At 30.6% G+C, this 17,970-nt stretch carries 16 protein-coding genes and 1 pseudogene; 10 read left to right on the forward strand and 7 right to left on the reverse strand.

The window, feature by feature from the left end:
- The first annotated feature begins 8 nt into the window (after nucleotides 1-8).
- The 4 genes from ureG (at nucleotide 9) to AC2I98_RS00910 (ending at nucleotide 3,290) form a co-directional block, all read left to right on the forward strand.
- Nucleotides 9-647 (forward strand): urease accessory protein UreG, encoded by a 639-nt coding sequence (gene ureG / locus AC2I98_RS00895; RefSeq protein WP_486412770.1) that lies wholly within the window; start codon nucleotides 9-11, stop codon nucleotides 645-647.
- Nucleotide 648: 1 nt separating this feature from the next.
- A complete protein-coding gene (locus tag AC2I98_RS00900) occupies nucleotides 649-1,431 on the forward strand; it encodes an urease accessory protein UreD (protein WP_486412771.1) in 783 nt (260 codons plus the stop codon).
- 16 nt (nucleotides 1,432-1,447) lie between these two features.
- Nucleotides 1,448-2,347 (forward strand): urea transporter, encoded by a 900-nt coding sequence (locus AC2I98_RS00905; RefSeq protein WP_486412772.1) that lies wholly within the window; start codon nucleotides 1,448-1,450, stop codon nucleotides 2,345-2,347.
- 61 nt (nucleotides 2,348-2,408) lie between these two features.
- On the forward strand, nucleotides 2,409-3,290 hold the full coding sequence (locus tag AC2I98_RS00910) for a helix-turn-helix domain-containing protein (protein WP_486412773.1): 882 nt from the start codon (nucleotides 2,409-2,411) through the stop codon (nucleotides 3,288-3,290).
- A 68-nt stretch (nucleotides 3,291-3,358) separates the two neighbouring features.
- On the opposite strand, the gene AC2I98_RS00915 is transcribed toward AC2I98_RS00910, so the two are convergent.
- The 3 genes from AC2I98_RS00915 to AC2I98_RS00925 form a co-directional block, all read right to left on the reverse strand.
- Nucleotides 3,359-4,072 (reverse strand): AAA family ATPase, encoded by a 714-nt coding sequence (locus tag AC2I98_RS00915; RefSeq protein ID WP_486412774.1) that lies wholly within the window; start codon nucleotides 4,070-4,072, stop codon nucleotides 3,359-3,361.
- 91 nt (nucleotides 4,073-4,163) lie between these two features.
- Nucleotides 4,164-4,598 (reverse strand): carboxymuconolactone decarboxylase family protein, encoded by a 435-nt coding sequence (locus tag AC2I98_RS00920; protein WP_486412775.1) that lies wholly within the window; start codon nucleotides 4,596-4,598, stop codon nucleotides 4,164-4,166.
- Nucleotides 4,599-4,653: 55 nt separating this feature from the next.
- On the reverse strand, nucleotides 4,654-5,238 hold the full coding sequence (locus AC2I98_RS00925) for a Crp/Fnr family transcriptional regulator (RefSeq protein WP_486412776.1): 585 nt from the start codon (nucleotides 5,236-5,238) through the stop codon (nucleotides 4,654-4,656).
- 195 nt (nucleotides 5,239-5,433) lie between these two features.
- Here AC2I98_RS00925 and AC2I98_RS00930 point away from each other — a divergent pair, with 195 nt between their 5' ends.
- The 5 genes from AC2I98_RS00930 (at nucleotide 5,434) to AC2I98_RS00950 (ending at nucleotide 12,551) form a co-directional block, all read left to right on the forward strand.
- Complete coding sequence (locus AC2I98_RS00930) at nucleotides 5,434-6,312, forward strand: DUF808 domain-containing protein (RefSeq protein ID WP_486412777.1); 879 nt, start codon at nucleotides 5,434-5,436, stop codon at nucleotides 6,310-6,312.
- A 190-nt stretch (nucleotides 6,313-6,502) separates the two neighbouring features.
- A complete protein-coding gene (locus tag AC2I98_RS00935; protein WP_486412778.1) occupies nucleotides 6,503-8,644 on the forward strand; it encodes a TonB-dependent receptor plug domain-containing protein in 2,142 nt (713 codons plus the stop codon).
- Between the two features lie 11 nt (nucleotides 8,645-8,655).
- Nucleotides 8,656-10,050, forward strand: a complete 1,395-nt coding sequence (locus AC2I98_RS00940) for an HmuY family protein (protein ID WP_486412779.1) — start codon at nucleotides 8,656-8,658, stop codon at nucleotides 10,048-10,050.
- 112 nt (nucleotides 10,051-10,162) lie between these two features.
- Nucleotides 10,163-11,410, forward strand: coding sequence for a T9SS type A sorting domain-containing protein (locus AC2I98_RS00945; RefSeq protein WP_486412780.1), 1,248 nt, complete (start codon nucleotides 10,163-10,165; stop codon nucleotides 11,408-11,410).
- A gap of 472 nt (nucleotides 11,411-11,882) precedes the next feature.
- Nucleotides 11,883-12,551, forward strand: coding sequence for a DUF6261 family protein (locus AC2I98_RS00950; RefSeq protein ID WP_486412781.1), 669 nt, complete (start codon nucleotides 11,883-11,885; stop codon nucleotides 12,549-12,551).
- A 93-nt stretch (nucleotides 12,552-12,644) separates the two neighbouring features.
- Here AC2I98_RS00950 and AC2I98_RS00955 read toward each other — a convergent pair whose 3' ends face one another.
- The 4 genes and pseudogenes from AC2I98_RS00955 to AC2I98_RS00970 form a co-directional block, all read right to left on the reverse strand.
- Nucleotides 12,645-13,682 (reverse strand): hemin-degrading factor, encoded by a 1,038-nt coding sequence (locus AC2I98_RS00955; protein ID WP_486414095.1) that lies wholly within the window; start codon nucleotides 13,680-13,682, stop codon nucleotides 12,645-12,647.
- Between the two features lie 81 nt (nucleotides 13,683-13,763).
- Nucleotides 13,764-14,468: pseudogene (locus AC2I98_RS00960) on the reverse strand (heme ABC transporter ATP-binding protein); the annotation flags it as partial.
- Nucleotides 14,468-15,499: a FecCD family ABC transporter permease gene (locus tag AC2I98_RS00965; RefSeq protein ID WP_486412782.1), complete on the reverse strand. Its 1,032-nt coding sequence runs from the start codon at nucleotides 15,497-15,499 to the stop codon at nucleotides 14,468-14,470. The gene AC2I98_RS00965 and the pseudogene AC2I98_RS00960, both read right to left, overlap by 1 nt.
- A gap of 16 nt (nucleotides 15,500-15,515) precedes the next feature.
- Nucleotides 15,516-16,385, reverse strand: a complete 870-nt coding sequence (locus AC2I98_RS00970) for a heme/hemin ABC transporter substrate-binding protein (protein WP_486412783.1) — start codon at nucleotides 16,383-16,385, stop codon at nucleotides 15,516-15,518.
- Nucleotides 16,386-16,606: 221 nt separating this feature from the next.
- Here AC2I98_RS00970 and AC2I98_RS00975 point away from each other — a divergent pair, with 221 nt between their 5' ends.
- Nucleotides 16,607-17,938 carry a metal-dependent hydrolase family protein gene (locus AC2I98_RS00975; protein ID WP_486412784.1) on the forward strand — a complete coding sequence of 444 codons (1,332 nt, stop codon included), beginning with the start codon at nucleotides 16,607-16,609 and terminating at the stop codon, nucleotides 17,936-17,938.
- The last annotated feature ends 32 nt before the right edge of the window (nucleotides 17,939-17,970 follow it).

Here is a 17,970-nt window from a genome sequence, read left to right on the forward strand (position 1 = left end):
AATATAAAATGGAAAATAGAAAATACGTTAAAGTTGGTGTTTGTGGACCTGTAGGTTCTGGAAAAACAGCTTTATTAGAAAAATTAAGTCGAAAAATGTTTGGTGACTACAATTTAGGAGTTATCACAAACGATATTTTTTGCTCAGAAGATGCCAAATTCATGGCAAAAAACAGTCTTTTACCAGAAGAAAGAATTATTGGTGTAGAAACAGGAGGTTGCCCTCACACAGCGATTCGTGAAGATGCAAGTATGAACTTGGAAGCTGTTGATGAGTTAGCAGATCGTTTTCCAGATATCGAATTAATTTTAATAGAAAGTGGAGGAGATAATTTAGCTGCAACATATAGCCCAGATTTAGCTGACGTTACAATTTTTATTATTGATGTAGCAGAAGGGGAAAAAATCCCTAGAAAAGGTGGACCTGGTATCCAACGTTCAGATTTATTAATCATCAATAAAATAGATTTAGCTCCACACGTAGGTGCAAGTTTAGAAGTGATGGAAAGTGATACAAAACGCATGAGAAATGGAGCGCCTTTCGTTTTCACAAACTTAAAAACAGAAGAAGGTTTAGATGGCGTTATTGGTTGGATTAAAAAATATGCACTTTTAGAAGAAATCGAAGAACCAAATCTTTTAAGATAAGATGGAATGTAGATTAGATATTGTTGCAGGATACAAGGAAGGAAAATCTTACGTCAAAAATTTGTATGTAGGTAAACCCTTCCGTGTAGTATCCGTTGGACAACGAAAAACAGATAATAAACTTTATCAAATGACGATGACTTCTTCACCAGGGATTTTGAATGGTGACGAATATATTCTGAATATTGATGTAGAAGACAATGCAGCACTTCAGTTGCAATCACAATCGTACCAACGATTGTTTAACATGGATGACGAAGCAACACAAAAGTTAACGATTAATATACACGATAATGCATCGTTTGCGTATGTTCCACATCCAGTAGTTCCGCACGAAAACTCTAATTTTAAAAGTAGCGCTGCAATTACAATTGGTGATAATAGTCAAATTGTAATTAGTGAGATTATTACGTGTGGACGTAAACATTCGGGAGAAGTTTTTAAATTAAAACGTTTTCAGAATTTGACAGAAATCTATCATCAAAATAAATTAGTTGTAAAAGATAATGTCTTAATTCAACCCGATTTAATTCCAATCAGTAGCATTGGTATTTTAGAAAATTACACACATCAAGGAAGTTTTATTTTCTTTAGTACAAAACCAGAAACAGACAAAGTAGCGTTAGTAGAAACGTTATTAGAAACATCAAAAAAACATACAAATGTAGAAATTGGTATTTCAGTTTTAGACGGAAACGGTTTCGTAATAAGAGCTTTAAGTCAAGGAGGAGAGGCAATGTACAATTACTTTTTGGCTACCCAAGATTTACTTTGGGAATTATAGAATAAATTAAAAAAACATGGACAAAATTTTAACGAAAGTTCCATTCGTAGATCAAGTTCTAAAAGGTTTAGGACAAATTATGTTACAAGAAAACAGTATCACAGGTTTATTGTTTTTAATAGGTATTTTTTTAGGAAGTATAGAAGGGGGAATTGGTGCATTAGTATCTACTGCGATTGGTACAATTACAGCAATCTTACTAAAATACAACAAAAAAGAAATCAATGCTGGTCTATACGGATTTAGTGCAGCCTTAGTAGGTGTAGCTTTAACAATAATGTTCGACTCTACTTTTCTTTTATGGATATTGTTGGTAGTAGCTTCTGCTTTAGCAGCAATTATTCAGCATTTTTTTATCAAAAGAAATATTCCAGTTTTTACTTTACCATTTATTTTGATCACATGGATTTTAGTTTTCGGAATTCATCATTTTACAACAATAGGACCTGCTAGTGTAAGCGATGCACAACCATTAGTAGAAGCCAATGATTTTTTTACATCTACAAACGGTTTCGGAGAAGTAATATTTCAAGGTGGTCCATTGTCTGGTATCATCTTTTTTATTGCTGTTTTTATTGGTTCGCCAGCTGCAGCTTTGTATGGTTTGGCAGCTTCAATCTTTAGTGCAGAAATTTCAAATTTATTTGGAGAACCAGTAGATCAAATTCATATGGGATTATTTGGTTTCAATGCTGTTTTAACAGCTATTGTATTTGCTGGAACAAAAAAAATAGATGGTTTTTGGGTTTTATTAGGTGTTTTTATTACAGTTTTGATTGATGTTTTAATTGTTAAAACCAATATTTTGAGTGAATTTGGAGGTGTACTCACTTTTCCATTTGTACTTGGAACTTGGGTTACTCTTTGGTTGAAGAATATTGGAAATAAGATTTTCATTAAAGAAAATAGCAACTAAAAACTTAATCAAATAATTTGGCATAAAATTCGGAGAATAACATAATAATAAGAACGATACAATGGAAATTTTATCAAATTCACAATACAAAGAACTTTTTCTTAATAATCTTACAGATCAAATTTTAGGAAACAATGCGGATATCCAGTTGTATCGATTAGAATATTATTTGAAAGGCATAAAAATGCCTGTTATTCCGTATAGAACATCGTTCAATTTTATCATTTTTGTAACCAAAGGAAGCATTAAACAATATTTAGAAAATCGTGAATATTGTGCAAAAGAGAACGAAATTATTTTTATAAAACAAGGAACAATTACAGCAACAGTCGAAATGTCTGACGATGCCGAAGGTTTCTTTTTAGCATATGAAAATCATATTTTATCAGAGTTAGAATTACCTAAATATAAATCGAGTATTTACTTAATGTCGCCGTTTCTTACGTTAGATAGCTTAACATTTAGTACGATTAATCAATTACTGATTTTAATGGAACAAGAGATTTTTATCAATAATTTTGGTTTAAATGATATTGTTATCGCTTTGTTACACGTTATTTTGTTAAAATTACTCAATCACGAGTATAATGAAATACCAAATTCTACTACACGTCCAATGGAGCTAACGCTACAGTTTAAAGATTTGTTGTTTAAACATCATATCGAAGAAAAAAGGGTTACTTTTTATGCTGATAAGTTATTTGTGACAGAAAATTATTTGAATAAATGTGTAAAAGATGTTACTCAGAAAAAACCAAAACAATGGATAAATGAAACTGATATTAATTATAGTAAAGCATTATTACATTCTAGTAAAAGAATAGCAGAAATCGCTTTTGAACTTAATTTTCAGACAGCATCACATTTTACGCAACTATTTAAAAAAGTTTCAGGAATGACGCCAAAAGAATACCGCGAAAAAATTTGGGATAAATCTATTTAATAAATAGAAAAGTAAATAAACAAGAATAACCTTCGATTAATTATAATGAAGGTTATTTTTTTTTATAATTAAGACAATTCTTGTTGCTCTAATTTTTCAATCAATAAAGCTTTTGCATTTGTAAGAGCATAATCTTTTGCTTCTGCAAACGAAATGTTATATTTACGCTCAAGCGACTGAATATCTTTTGGTAAGTCACTTAAAATTTTTTCATAATAATTATCCAACATTTCTGAAGTTGGCATTTTGAAATCAATTTTTAACTGAAATCTTCTTAATAAAGCTACATCTATAATATGAGGATGATTTGTAGCAGCAATTAATAAAGAATTTTGAGGCAAATAATCAATCAATTGAATGACTGTATTCACTAAACGACGCATTTCGCCAACATCTTTGTCGTCATTTCCACGTGCTTTTCCAATTTGATCAAATTCATCAAGAAAAAGAATAGCTTTTTCGCGCGCAGCTTTATCAAAAAGCATTCTAATATTTTGTGATGTTTCACCAATTCTTGACGAAACAATATTACTTAAATTCAGAATCAATATTGGTTTTCCGATTTCATTTGCAATAGCTTTTGCTGTTGTTGTTTTTCCACAACCAGAAAAACCATGCAATAAAACTTTGTTATTAACAGGCAAATTATATTTGCTTAATTCCTCAATATATCTATGTTCCTTGATTAATTGTTTTACTTGCGCAATGTTTTGCTCATCTAAAAAAACATCATTCAAAGAAATTTCTTCCTTATCATCAACAATCAAATCGTAAATATTCATGTCAGGTAATTTAAGGTTCAAAATTAAACTATTTTAATCCGAAAGTCGATTTTTAGCACAAAAAAAGCTTCAGAATTCTGAAGCTAAAATTTTATACCATCATATGAGAACTAATTGCAATTCTGTTCCAAGCGTTGATTGTTGTAATTGCAATAATTATAATTGCAATATAATTTTCAGAAAAATGACTCAAAGCTTTTTGGTATGTTTCTTCAGACAAACCATGTTGACTAATATGGGTAATCTCTTCTGTCATCGCTAAAATCACGCGTTCTTCTTTTGTAAAAAGAGTTGTTTCTCGCCAAGCATTCAATAAAAAAATACGTTGATCTGTTTCTCCAAGTTTCATTGCATCTTTTGTATGCATATTGATGCAAAAGGCGCATCCATTGATTTGCGAGGCTCTTATTTTAATTAGTTCTAAATGTATTTTTTCTAATTCAGAATTCGCTAAAAAATTCTCTAAACCATACATCGCTTCATAAGCTTTTGGTTCAAGTTTTTGAATGTTTAATCGTGTATTCATTTTTTTAATTTTTAACAAAGTTCGATGATTGTTCATGCAAAAAAGTTAAACTAGTTTAAGAAAACTCTTTCTTTCTAATTTCACTCAAATATTCGGGTGTGAAACCCAAATAAGAAGCCAATAAATATTGCGGAACACGTTGTAAAAACTCAGGGAAATTTTTCTTGAAATGAAGATAAAATTGCTCTTTTGAGAATTGTTTTAGATATTTGGAACGCATTTGCGCAGCTGCATTTGCTTTTTGATAAATTCGCTTGAAATACAAATTAAACATAGGAAATTTTTTACATAAAATATCTTCATTCGTTTTACTCATTTTCAGTATAGTCGAGTTTTCAACTGCTTGAATTGAAAATTCAGAATTTTGTTGATTGATATAGGAAAACAAATCTGTCATCCACCAATTTTCTATTGCAAAATCTATGGTTTGTTCTACGCCTTTTTCATTAATAAAGAATAATCGAATACAACCAGAAGCAATAAAATAATTGTACTTACAAACTGAATTCGCTTGATGAATAACTTCTTTTTTCTTCACATGGAATTCTTCAAAATATTTGATCGATTCAGAAAACTCTACGTCTGAAATTGAAGTATAATTTTGTATATGTTTCTTTAAATTTTCAAAAGAATTATTCATTTTAGAATTTTATTAAATGCTTCTTAAAATTATTGATTTGTTTTTGAATTGGCTTAATTTAAATTAATAGATTCTATATGAAAAAGAAAAATGGAGTGTAATTTGCTTGAAATGAATTATTGACAGAAGATTAAAAAAATCTGCAAAAAATTGTCATTATTTTTTACTTTTACGAACCAAAAAAATAACAATAATATGGCTTCAGGAATATTTGCAGTATTGGATGATATTGCAGCTTTAATGGATGATGTAGCGGTAACAACTAAAGTTGCAGCGAGTAAAACGGCAGGGATTTTAGGTGATGATTTGGCTGTTAATGCTGAAAAAGCAACAGGTTTTCTATCATCAAGAGAAATTCCAGTTTTATGGGCAATTACTAAAGGTTCGTTTATCAATAAACTAATTATTGTTCCAATTGTTTTGATGCTGAATCATTATCTGCCAGAAGCAATTAAATATATTTTGATTTTAGGTGGTTTTTATTTGGCTTTTGAAGGTGTTGAGAAAATTATCGAATTTATTTTTCATCGTTCAAAGAAAGGAACAGAAGTTATTCAAGAAGATAAAGTAGAAGACAAAAAGGAAGTTTCAGAAAAATCGAAAGTAAAATCTGCGATTATTACCGATTTTATTCTTTCTATTGAAATTGTAATTATTGCTTTAAGTACAGTTTTAGAGCAACCGATGATGACACAAATATTAACAGTTTCTTTGATTGCGATTTTAGCAACCATAGGTGTTTACGGAATTGTAGCGTTAATTGTTCGTATGGATGATGCAGGATTTAAATTAATCAAAGCTTCTCATGATAAAGGAGTCGTGTCTAAATTTGGTCACTTTTTGGTTGATGCTTTACCATATGTTATCAAAATTTTAGGTTTTGTTGGAACAGTTGCTTTGTTATTAGTTTCGGGTCAAATTTTTGTTCACAATATTGATTATATTCATCATATAATTCCAACAGCCATTCCAGCAATGATTAGCGAAGCTTTAGTAGCTTTGGTAGCAGGTTTATTAGTTGTATTGATTGTAACGATTTTTAAGAAGGTTTTTAGCTTAGGAAAAGCGCATTAGAATACAGAAAAACATAATTTCAGAAAATAGGATTGATAACATTATCAATCCTATTTTTTTGTTTATAGATTTTAATTCATGATTATTTTCATTAATTTAATTTAGAATAAATAAAAATAAAATATAAAAATCGATTACATTTGCTTTTATTAATCATTAGACTAATTCTAAATAGTAAAAATAAAAACAAATGAAGAGGTGCTTTTTCTTATTAAGCTTACTAACTACAATCACTCTAAAAGCCCAAGAGAATGATTCGATAACGAATCATTCAACTATCAATTTAGAACAAACAGTTATTTCTGGGCAATACAATACGCAATCCGTAAAAAAATCTATATACGAAGTAAAAGTAATTTCTCAGGAAATGATCGAAAGACAAGCAGGAAATACACTTGCAGATGTTTTAAATCAAACACTTAATATGAACATTTTTCCGAGTTCTTCTACAGGGAAATCTAGTGTTAAAATGTTTGGTTTAGATGCTCAATATTTTAAGATTTTAGTAGATAATATTCCATTAATTAACGACGAAGGTTTAGGCAGTAATACTGATTTAACTCAAATTAATTTGGACGATATTCAACAAATAGAAATTGTAGAAGGAGCTATGGGAGTGGAATATGGTGCAAATTCTATCGCTGGAGTAATAAATATTATTACGAAAAAGGGAGGAAAGAATAAATTCGATATTTCGGCTACTTTACAAGAAGAAACGATTGGAGATGAGTACAATTGGAAAAATAAAGGTAGACATATACAATCCTTGAAAATCGGGCATAAATTTTCAGACAAAATCTACGCTAATTTAAGTTTTTCACGCAATGATTTTCAAGGATTTTTTGATCAAAAACAAGGTAAGAATTATGCAAGCAATAATGGTTTAAGAGGTTACGAATGGTTGCCAAAGGAACAAAACGCTGCTAAAGCATTTATTCAATACAAAAAAGATAATTATCGTTTGTTCTATAAGTTTGAATACTTTAATGAAGAAACTAAATATTATGATCCCAATCCTATATTTATAGAAAATGGACCAACAGCTACAAAAGATTATTTTGGAAAAGATAAAGTTTACACAACAGATCGTATATACAATCATTTAAATGCTTCTGGTAGATTTAGAAAAGCGATAAATTATGATGTTTCATTTTCGTATCAAGAACAAAAAAGAAAATTGAAGTCATACAATTATGAAATTCTTGAAGGTAAAGAACATGATGTAAACAAGTTTGAATATGAAAGTCGAAAAGTATATTATTCGAAAGGAATGTTCAGTAATTTTATTAATAAAAATGATTATTTCGATTTTCAATTCGGTTATGAAATCGATCAAACAAAAGGTTTTGCGTCAACTTCTGCTGGAGAATTTTTTCAAAATCCGATAGAAAGAAAATTAGGAACTTATGATTTTTTTGCTTCTTCTGAAATCAATTTATCAGATAAATTTTCGTTTCGCCCAGGTACTCGTATTATGCTTTCGGAGCAATTTGACACGCAATATGTAATGAGTTTGAGTGCAAAATATATGTTTGGAAAACAATGGGAATTGCGTGCAATTGTAGGTACTTCACCACGTTTGCCAAATTATGATGAAATGTATTCGTATTTCGTAGATGTTAATCATAATGTACAAGGAAATGAAAATCTAAATCCAGAGAAAGGTGTTTCTGCTTTTTTACACCTAAAAAAGAACTGGAAAATAGAACCTCATACAGCAATTGAACAAAAGGTTTCGTTGTGGAAAATAAATTTGAAAGATAAAATTGATCTAATTGTTGTTGAAGAATCTCCACTAAAATATCAATATCGAAATATCGATTCGTATGATGTGCAAGGATTAACTTATTTGAATCAGTTTAAATCGAATCAATTTTCAGGAGGTATTGGTTTTACATTAACAGGAATTAAGCAAGATATCGATGAAGCAGAAGCTATTAATACAGTAAAAAATAAGTACTTCTACTCAACACAGGTTAATGCCAATGTTTCGTATACGTTGCCAAAATGGAACACTATTTTTTCAGTTTTCTATAAATACAATGGTGCGCAAGAACAATTTGTCCTAAAAAATAATCCGTCAAATACTTCTGAGCAAATTTTAGTTAAAGGAAAACAAGATGCTTTTCATTGGATGGATGCTTCTATAAAACAAAGTTTCTTTAATAAAAAACTTGATTTAACAATTGGTGCTCGAAATCTGTTTGATGTAAAATATTTAAACAGTACTTCTGGTAATGATGGGGCACATAGTCAGGGTTCTACAAGCGTGTTGTATGGTTATGGACGTTCGTATTTCGCAAAATTAACCTTCAACTTAGGAATTAATTAAATTAAAAAAACATGAAAAAAATATTTATTTATACCTTATTATTAAGCTTTTCTTTTTTATGGTCATGTAACGAAGAAAGTAATCCAATAGGACAAGATTTTGTTGTTGCTTTTGAGAAACAAAGCATCGATTTTAGTAAAATTGATCACGAAGAAACAATTAAACTAATTTATTCTAAAGTTGCTGAACAAGATGGTGAAGTGCACATTAAAATTACTGAGGATAAGGCAACTTACAACGTAGATTATTCAACTTCTATTTCGGCTACAAATAACGAAATTATAGTTCCAATTAAAAAAGGAGAAACGTCTACAAATTTTACGTTCAAAAATTTAATTTATCCTTTCGATCGATCTGATAAATCAATTCAGTTTGAAATCACTAAAATTGATTATCCAACAGCTATTATCCAAGGATATACTTCAACAAAAATCTCTTTTGAAAATTCGATTGGTGGAACAATAGATGTAGAAATTGGCGGACCAAATCAGCAATTTCAGGTTTATGTAGATTTAAGTAAAGAAACACAAACTAAGGTGAAAAGGGATTCTTGGGATTTAGGTTTTTATAATGGAACTTATTTCCGAGTTGAATTGAACTCTTCTATTTATATGGCAGCAAAAGCATTAGATGAAACCGATTTATCTAAAGTGAGTAAAGCTTCAGTTGGTAAATTAATTAACGAGGTTGCTGTTGGTACATTTACAGATACAAACAAAGATTATATTGATCATCCTGCAGGAGATATTTTGCAAACGGCCATTCCAGAAATTAAAGAAACAGATAATCCAGTTTATTTATTGAATTTAGGTTATGAAGTAGGTACAATGACTCCAGCCGTTGGTTCTGCAGCCGTTGCCGGAAATTCTCGTGGTTGGAAAAAAGTGAAATTTATCAAAAAAGACGAACAATATCTTATGCAATATGCAGATTTGGATGATACGACATTCACAGAAAAAGTGATTTCAAAAAACTCAACGCATAATTTTATTCATTTCAGTTTTGCTACAAATGAAATCGTAAATGTAGAACCACCGAAGTTAGATTGGGATTTAAATTTTACAGTTTTCACCAATCTAATTGCAGGAAATGGATCGTATGGATATTCTGATTATGTGGTTAATAATATAAAAGCTGGTGCAAAAGCTTATCGTGTAGATGTAACAAATGAAATTACTTATGATAATTTTAACGAATCTATGATAGATGAATCAAAATTTATGAATGATCAACGTGCAATTGGTGATTCTTGGCGTCAAGTAACAGCTCCTCAAAAATTATTTGCAGATCGATTTTATATCATCAAAGATGCAGAAAACAATTACTATAAAATAAAAATGTTAGCCTTTCTTAGTACTTCTGGTGTAAGAGGTTATCCAAAATTCGAATATAAACTTATTAAATAACATACTCATTATTAGTGGTTAGAATTTGTCAATCCGAGTCATACGGGTCAGAGTGTAATTTCTCGGATTGACTGTTCTAATTCTAGATTAACAATTAAAAAATTATTAAATCATGAAAAACAAATTTACACTTTTAGCATCAATCATTCTAACATCTGTTGCAATAAATGCTCAAACCATAAAAGGCGAAGTTACTATGGGTGCTGGTTATGCAAACGATGTCTATTACGGATTGGCAAATCAGACAACTCAAGTAGAAAATAGAACTGATTGGGATATTTCTTTTTTTAGAAAATCGAATATGTCTACCGGAATTAGAGTAAACGATGGCGCAGGGATTGAAGTTTACGAAGCGTCGAATGATGTCTCAAAATGGAATAGTATTGATGTAGCTAATTTATCTACCTGGACAGCATTGTATAATTCGGACAAAGATTGGCAAGAAGGTGCTTTTAATAATGGTTCTGCTACTTATGGTTGGGGAGAATATAGTATTGCAAATCATTATGTAAATGGATCTATTATTTTTGTATTGAAATATGCCACAGGAGAATATGCGAAATTGAAGATAGATAATTTTGCAGCTCCTTTAGGTGAATATAATTTTACCTATTCTAAATTGGTAAATGGAACGTGGTCTGCGGATACAAAAGTTACTTTAGCTCACAAAACAAATCCAAACAACTTGTTTAATTACTATAGCTTATTAACTGATAAAGCTGTGAATCCAGAGCCTGAACAAAGTAAATGGGATCTAAAATTTACAAAATACATAACGCCTCTTACAACAAATGATGGTGATGTTGTGATGTATTCTGTGACAGGAGTTTTACAAAGTGATGTAATAAAAGTTGCCAAAACAGAATCTGGAAATCCTACTGATGATACAGCGTACAAAACAGATATTAATGCTATTGGATATGATTGGAAATCGTTGTCTGGTTGGTCATATGTTGTAAAACCGACGAATCATTTCATCAAAAGCACGTCTACGAATCAAATCTATAAATTAGTTTTTAAAACATTTGAAGGAACTTCAACAGGAAAATTAACATTTGATTACGAAAACGTAACAGACAATTTAGGAACAACAGAATTATCAAAAACAAAATTTGAGATTTATACAACATCTCAACTAAAAACAATTGGTTTGGTGTATAATTCGCAAGAAGCAAAATCGTCTCCACTTAACATTCAAATTTATGCGATGAATGGACAATTGGTTCACCAAGAAACGTATCAACCAACATCGTCATTCACAAATAAAACAATTCAATTAAGTAAACTTTCGGCAGGAATTTATATTGTAAAAGTACAATCAGCTGAAAAAGTTGAAACGAAAAAAATAGTTTTAAAATAAGGTTTTGAGTACTTTATTTTGTCTTTTGTGGTAGGTCGTCTGTAAAGGCGGCCTTTTTTATTGTTATTGTTTTTTTTATCCTTTTTTATCATTTAAAAATTAGAAAACATCAAATAGCTTTATATTTAATTTACTTTAGCAAATTTTTATTTAAAACAAGCCTGTTTGTCCTTTCCTATTATAATAGGAGAATTAAAACAACCCTGTTTGTCCTTTCCTATTATAATAGGAGAATTAAAACAACCCTGTTTGTCCTTTCCTACTATAATAGGAGAATTAAAACAAGCCTGTTTGTCCTTTCCTACTATAATAGGAGAATTAAAACAATCTTGTTTGTTCTTTCCTACTATAATATTTAGATAATACAGTGTTACTTTGTTGATTATTAATAAGTTTTGAAAATTATTAAAATTCAATTAACTTTATTGGTAATGAATATAAAGTAAATTACCAATCTAAAAAAACTACACTTATGAAAATTAATTTAGGACAACTTAGTACAAAAAACCTTGCGACTTTAGCCGAGCGATTAATCAACTCGTCTAAATCTGGGAAATATGTTATTATAGAGAATCATCCTCTCTTATTATCCTTAGAAAATTCTTATGCGAATTATGATGCTGTTTACACAAAATCTACGTTTAGTGGAAAAGGCAAAGATGTTGCGCAGTTAGATAAAGAAAGAGATTTTCTTTTTAGTAGCCTGAAAATTTATTTGTCAAGTCATAGAAAAGTAGTCTCCCTGCCACACTATGAAGAATCAGCAAAATTGTATGAAATTTTCAGAAAATATGGTTTAAATTTAGATAGATTGAGTTATTCGGAAGAAACAGCTCAATTAAAAAAATTGATTGAAGAGTTAGACAAAGAAGTTAATCAGAATTATATGTCTAATCTTAATTTATCTACTGCATATGATGAGTTGAAAGCGAAGCAAGAAGAGTTTGAACTTACTTTTGCACTACAAGCAGAAGCAAATGCAGATCTCAGAAAATTATCAAGTGCATCATCTTCTCGCAAAGAATTAGAAATTAAGTTGAGGGCTTATATTAATCTGATTACTGCAATGAAAAATGTACCCGATTGGTCTAATCTGTATCTCGATTTGAATGAAATTGTAAAAGCTGCAAAAAACAGTTAATAAATGATAGAATGACATAGAAATGAAAAAAAAACTCCTTATTATTTTTATTAATAAGGAGTTTGATATAAACTAAATGTACTGTTAATTAGCTTAATTCAACTCAGCAACAATTTCGCGCCAAGTATCTAATTCAGGAATACCAGGTTTTCTTTTTCCAAAGAATTGAACGATAATTTCTCCCTTGTCGTTAAAAACTTCTATCGCCGTTACAATACCATCTTCAGTAGGTTTTCTAACAACCCAAGTAGATGCTATTTTTGTCATATCCAAATGCATATTAAAATCTGGATCTAAGATATTGAACCAGTTTTCTTGCCACATGGTACGTTTTATTTCGCCAGTATGAATTTGTATATTTCCTTTATTTCCAGTGAAAACCATAATTGGCGTTTGTGTTTCGGCAGATTTTTCTAAAAACTGAACGATTCCTTCGTTAGAAATTTGTTTTGCATGATAATCTGAAGGAGCCAAACGTAATGCTTGTGTTCTTGTAACTCCAAATTTACGTAACATCATAAAGAAGTTGTGTGTGTCTTTTAGATCAACCCAAGCTTGTTGAAAACCTTCGATATCAATTTCGTTATCAGGTTTTTCAATTACATTATTATCGATGACTTCTGTTGCAGGAATTGTTGTTTGGTCTTCGTTTTTGTATTTCTCAACCAAAGTGTCAAATGTTTCTGCATTACTTTGTGGAACCAAATATATTTTATGAATTGCTTCTCCATCTTTACCAAAAAACTGCAAACTTTTGCGATCTCCATGTTCAGATTTTTCGATAACTGCGAAAGCTGTTTTCCAATGATTTAAGAAAATACGCATATCAATATCTTCTCCAACAAAAAGTTGTGCATGAGGCGAAGAAAAATCTGGATTTAGATAAATTCCTTTACGTTCGTGTACACATTCGTTGTTACGTGTAAGTGCCATTACTTTTCCAAGTGATTCTATTTTTTGTAAAATAGCAGCAAATTCAGGTTTTAATTTTGTGACATTGTCGCCCAATTGTGTTGCTAAAAGCTCCATTTCGCTAACTCCTAACTCTTTTGCAGCGTTACGAATTCTAATTTTTGGTTGATTTGTTTTCAAATCATTCCATTGTTGTTTTAAATCTGTAAGTGTGTTCATTGTAATTGTTTTTTTACCGAATAATATAAGTGGCTTTTGGTCGATTGGATTTTTACAAATTGTACAAGGAAATCTGTAAATTTTGGAAATAATTTCTGGTCGGAAAACCTTTTCTGGACTGTCTTGATAAACAATTTTTCCTTTGTTCATCAGAATCACTTCATCAGCAAATTGAGAAGCCAGATTAAGATCGTGCATAACCAAAATCACTAAATTTCCTTTTTCTTTAAAATCATTTAGAATTTCTAATAAATTAAATTGATGAGAAATATCTAGATTATTCAGTGGTTCGTCTAATAATAGTAGTTTTTGATTGACTTCATTCTCCAGTTGTGTAAATACACGCGCCAAATGAACACGTTGTTTTTCGCCACCAGAAAGATGAATGTAATCCCTGTCTTTTAAATGATTGATATCGGTTTTGGTCATCCAATAATCAACCGCATTGATGTCTTTTTGTTGAGGTGAATTTTGGAAATATGGATAACGTCCCATCAAAACAACTTCCTTCACTGTAAGCGGAATATCAGTTGGTTGATGTTGAGAAAATTTGGCTTTATGTTGAGGTAAATCTTCTTTTTTCCAATTTTTTAGAGCAATGTCTTTTAGTCGAATTAGATTCGCATTTGGTTCAATTTCATTTGCAATATAGCTTAGTAAAGACGATTTTCCAGCGCCATTTGGTCCAACGATTGCAATCATTTTTCCAGCTTCTGCATCAAACGATATTGTATCTAAAATCTTGAATGATTTGTATTGATAATTGATATTTTCTACCGCTAACATTACAATGATTTTTTATAATTCATTAAAATTGAAATAAATACTGGCGCTCCCATTAATGATGTTAAAATACCGATTGGTATTTCGGATGGAGCAACCAAAGTTCGGCTAATTGTATCTGCTACGATAACTAATATTGCGCCTAAAAAAGCAGATAACGGAAGAATAATAACATAATTCGATTTGAAGACTAAACGCAAAATATACGGAACGATTAATCCAACAAATCCTATTGTTCCTGTAAACGAAACAATTGTCCCAACTAATAAAGCAGAAAAAACGATGATTTGTCTTTTTGTTTTCTCTACGTTAATTCCCAAATGTTCAGCATCTTTTTCGCCTAACATCATCGCGTTTAATATTTTTCCTTTTCCTATTAAAAAGTAGAAACTGATACTAATAACAATTCCTAAAATTAAGATTTTGTTCCAGTTAGCACTTGCAATACTACCTAATGTCCAAAATGTCAGATTGCGTAATTCTTCTTCTGTAGATAGATACGTTAATAGCCCTGTTGCAGAACCACAAAGTGCAGAAATTGCAACACCAGCTAATAGTAATATAGTGATATTTGTTTTTTGATGATGTGAAGAAATTTTATACACAAAAACAGTGGAACACATGGCGCCAACAAATGCCATCAAACTAAGTAATGAATAATGAATGATTTCTGGAACAAAATCTTTGATATAACTTCCTAAAACAATTGTAATTGCAGCAAACAAAATACTTCCTGATGTAATCCCAATCAAATCTGGAGAAGCCAACGGATTTTTAAAAATTCCTTGTAGGCAAGTACCTGCTACAGCTAATCCGGCACCAACCAATATAGACATAATAATACGAGGAAATCTTAAGTCGAAAAGCACATAATAATCGCTGTCATTGATTGCACTTCTATTGGTAAATGCTTTATTAATAATAGATAGGATAGATTCATTAAATTGATAAACACCTAAAAATAATGCAAAAATTGCGATTCCTAAGATGCTTATACTTAACAATGAAAGATGTATTCTGATTTGCGGATACATATTATTTTAGACTTTTTTATTTTTGAAGTAATTGATTTAATTCTGCTGCTGCTTGACCAATTCGTGGTCCAAATCCAGAAACCAACTGACCATCCATTGCAATAATTTTTTTGTTTTTTCCAGCATTTGTAGAAGAAATACCTTCTAATTTTAGAACACCATCAACACCGCCAATACTTTCTAATCCTTTGTCAAACATCAAAATATAATCTGGATTTGCTTTTACAACAGCCTCTGGCGTTAATGGTTTAAAATCTTCAAATTCTGTAATGGCATTTTGTCCTCCAGCAATTCCAATAATTTTTTCCATTGGTGTATTTGTTCCTGCAACCATCAAATTTCCCGCTCCACGCGCGTAGATGAATAATACTTTCGGTTGAGTAGTTAAAGGTTTTATTGCTTTTAAATCTGTATCAATTTTAGTATTAATAGCATCAAAATCTTGTTTATTTAGAGAAGTTGCAACCGTTTTTACTAACTCTTTTGTTCCTTCAATCGAATACTCTTGTTTGATAATCTCGGTTTGTATACCAGCATTTTTCAATTGTGCAATTTGTTCTGGATTCAAGTCTTTGTCCGTTGCATATACTTTGGTTGGTTTTAATGCTAATAAAGCTTCAATTGATAACGAGCGAACATGTCCTAAATCTTTTGCCTTTTCTTTTACAGAAGTAGGGTAGGTACTTGTTACATCTACACCAACCAGATTATTTTGTTCACCTAAATCTGCTAAAACTTCAGTAATTGCTCCGTTTAATGAAACGATTTTTTCATTCGAAACTGTTACTTCGCTTTCTACTTGATTTGTTGAGTCATTGTTTGTTTCTTTATTTGTACAACTTGCTAATAAAGCTAGGATTGCAGTCGAAATAAATATTTTTCTCATCTTATTTGTATTAAGTCTAAATTAAAATACAAATATTAGGAAAAACATTTGATTGAACAATTTTTATTTAGAATAATTTAAAATAAAAATTCAAAATAGATATTTAAAATTATAAGAGTTGATGCCTATTCTAATATTATAGAGGTATTTATAGTGATTTGTTAATAAGATAATTTTATTTTTTTATTGTATCTTAGAAGAATAAAACAAACATACTATTTATGAAAATAAAGGCATTAATCGCACTTTTTTTTCTCTCTACCTCATTTACACTTGCTCAAACTGAACAAATTTTAATTGAAAATGTTAGGATTTTAGATCATCAATCTAAATCGTTAACAACTCCAATGAATGTTTTGATTTCAGATCATAAAATTCAAAAAATAAGCTCGTCTAAAATTGCTACGAAAGAAAGCGAATTAGTAAAGATTAATGGATCTGGTAAAACATTGATGCCAGGTTTAATTGATGTTCATGTTCACATGGTTTTTGGTTCTCTCACAATGGCTCAAATGATGTCGCCTGATATGTCAGAAGAAATGTTGATGAATAAAATAGGTGAAGCTTCTCACAAAATGTTGATGCGTGGTTTTACTAGCGTTCGTGATGCAGGAGGTCCAATCTTTCCATTGAAATTAGCAATTGATAAAGGAAAAGTTAATGGACCGCGTATCTGGCCTTCGGGAGCAACAATTAGTCAAACTGCTGGACATGGAGATTTTAGAACACCTGAAGAACGTTCGCGTCGTTTTTTTGGTAAACCATCTCGTGCAGAGCTTTTAGGAGCAACTTTTATAGCAGATGGACGCGATGAAGTTTTAACAGCAACAAGAGAAAATTTACGTTTTGGAGCAAGTCAAATCAAGCTAATGGCAGGAGGAGGAACTTCATCAGCATATGATCCTATTGATGTTACGCAATATACGTTTGATGAAATGAAAGCTGCTGTTGATGCTGCTGAAGATTGGGGAACTTATGTGATGGTGCATGCATACACGGCAAGAGCTGTACAGAGAGCTGTAGAAGCTGGTGTTAAATCTATCGAGCATGGACAAATGTTAGATGAAGAAATATTGAATTTACTTGCTAAAAAAGGAGTTTGGTTGAGTTTACAAAACTTAATGGATAACAACGATAATATGGATGCTCAACGCAAAGAAAAACGTAAACCAGTTTTAGAAGGGCAAGATAAGGTTTGGCCATTAGCAAAAAAGCTAGGTGTTAAATTGGCTTGGGGGACAGACTTTCTTTTTGAACCTGAATTAAATGAAGAACAAAATAGTTATATTTTACGATTACAGAAATGGTTTACAAATGCTGAAATTTTAAAAATGATTACACAAGATAATGGAGAGTTATTGCAACTTTCTGGTTTAAGAAGCCCCTATCCAGGAAAAATTGGCGTGGTCGAAGAGCAAGCTTTGGCTGATTTGTTATTGGTTGATGGAAATCCGTTGCAAGATTTATCACTTATTTCTAACCCAGATAAAAATTTCTTAGTTATCATAAAAGATGGTCAGATTTATAAGAATATAATTAAAACGAAAAAGTAGAATTTACATTGAATAAACTAAAAATAGGTTGA

This window comes from Empedobacter sp. EJD.6dd (assembly GCF_057369435.1).

Coding starts and splice junctions, on each gene's coding strand:
- ureG (WP_486412770.1), top strand. CDS start 9: ATGGAAAATAGAAAATACGTTAAAGTTGGTGTTTGTGGACCTGTAGGT.
- AC2I98_RS00945 (WP_486412780.1), top strand. CDS start 10,163: ATGAAAAACAAATTTACACTTTTAGCATCAATCATTCTAACATCTGTT.
- AC2I98_RS00955 (WP_486414095.1), bottom strand. CDS start 13,682: ATGAACACACTTACAGATTTAAAACAACAATGGAATGATTTGAAAACA.
- AC2I98_RS00900 (WP_486412771.1), top strand. CDS start 649: ATGGAATGTAGATTAGATATTGTTGCAGGATACAAGGAAGGAAAATCT.
- AC2I98_RS00905 (WP_486412772.1), top strand. CDS start 1,448: ATGGACAAAATTTTAACGAAAGTTCCATTCGTAGATCAAGTTCTAAAA.
- AC2I98_RS00950 (WP_486412781.1), top strand. CDS start 11,883: ATGAAAATTAATTTAGGACAACTTAGTACAAAAAACCTTGCGACTTTA.
- AC2I98_RS00910 (WP_486412773.1), top strand. CDS start 2,409: ATGGAAATTTTATCAAATTCACAATACAAAGAACTTTTTCTTAATAAT.
- AC2I98_RS00925 (WP_486412776.1), bottom strand. CDS start 5,238: ATGAATAATTCTTTTGAAAATTTAAAGAAACATATACAAAATTATACT.
- AC2I98_RS00965 (WP_486412782.1), bottom strand. CDS start 15,499: ATGTATCCGCAAATCAGAATACATCTTTCATTGTTAAGTATAAGCATC.
- AC2I98_RS00970 (WP_486412783.1), bottom strand. CDS start 16,385: ATGAGAAAAATATTTATTTCGACTGCAATCCTAGCTTTATTAGCAAGT.
- AC2I98_RS00930 (WP_486412777.1), top strand. CDS start 5,434: ATGGCTTCAGGAATATTTGCAGTATTGGATGATATTGCAGCTTTAATG.
- AC2I98_RS00935 (WP_486412778.1), top strand. CDS start 6,503: ATGAAGAGGTGCTTTTTCTTATTAAGCTTACTAACTACAATCACTCTA.
- AC2I98_RS00920 (WP_486412775.1), bottom strand. CDS start 4,598: ATGAATACACGATTAAACATTCAAAAACTTGAACCAAAAGCTTATGAA.
- AC2I98_RS00940 (WP_486412779.1), top strand. CDS start 8,656: ATGAAAAAAATATTTATTTATACCTTATTATTAAGCTTTTCTTTTTTA.
- AC2I98_RS00915 (WP_486412774.1), bottom strand. CDS start 4,072: ATGAATATTTACGATTTGATTGTTGATGATAAGGAAGAAATTTCTTTG.
- AC2I98_RS00975 (WP_486412784.1), top strand. CDS start 16,607: ATGAAAATAAAGGCATTAATCGCACTTTTTTTTCTCTCTACCTCATTT.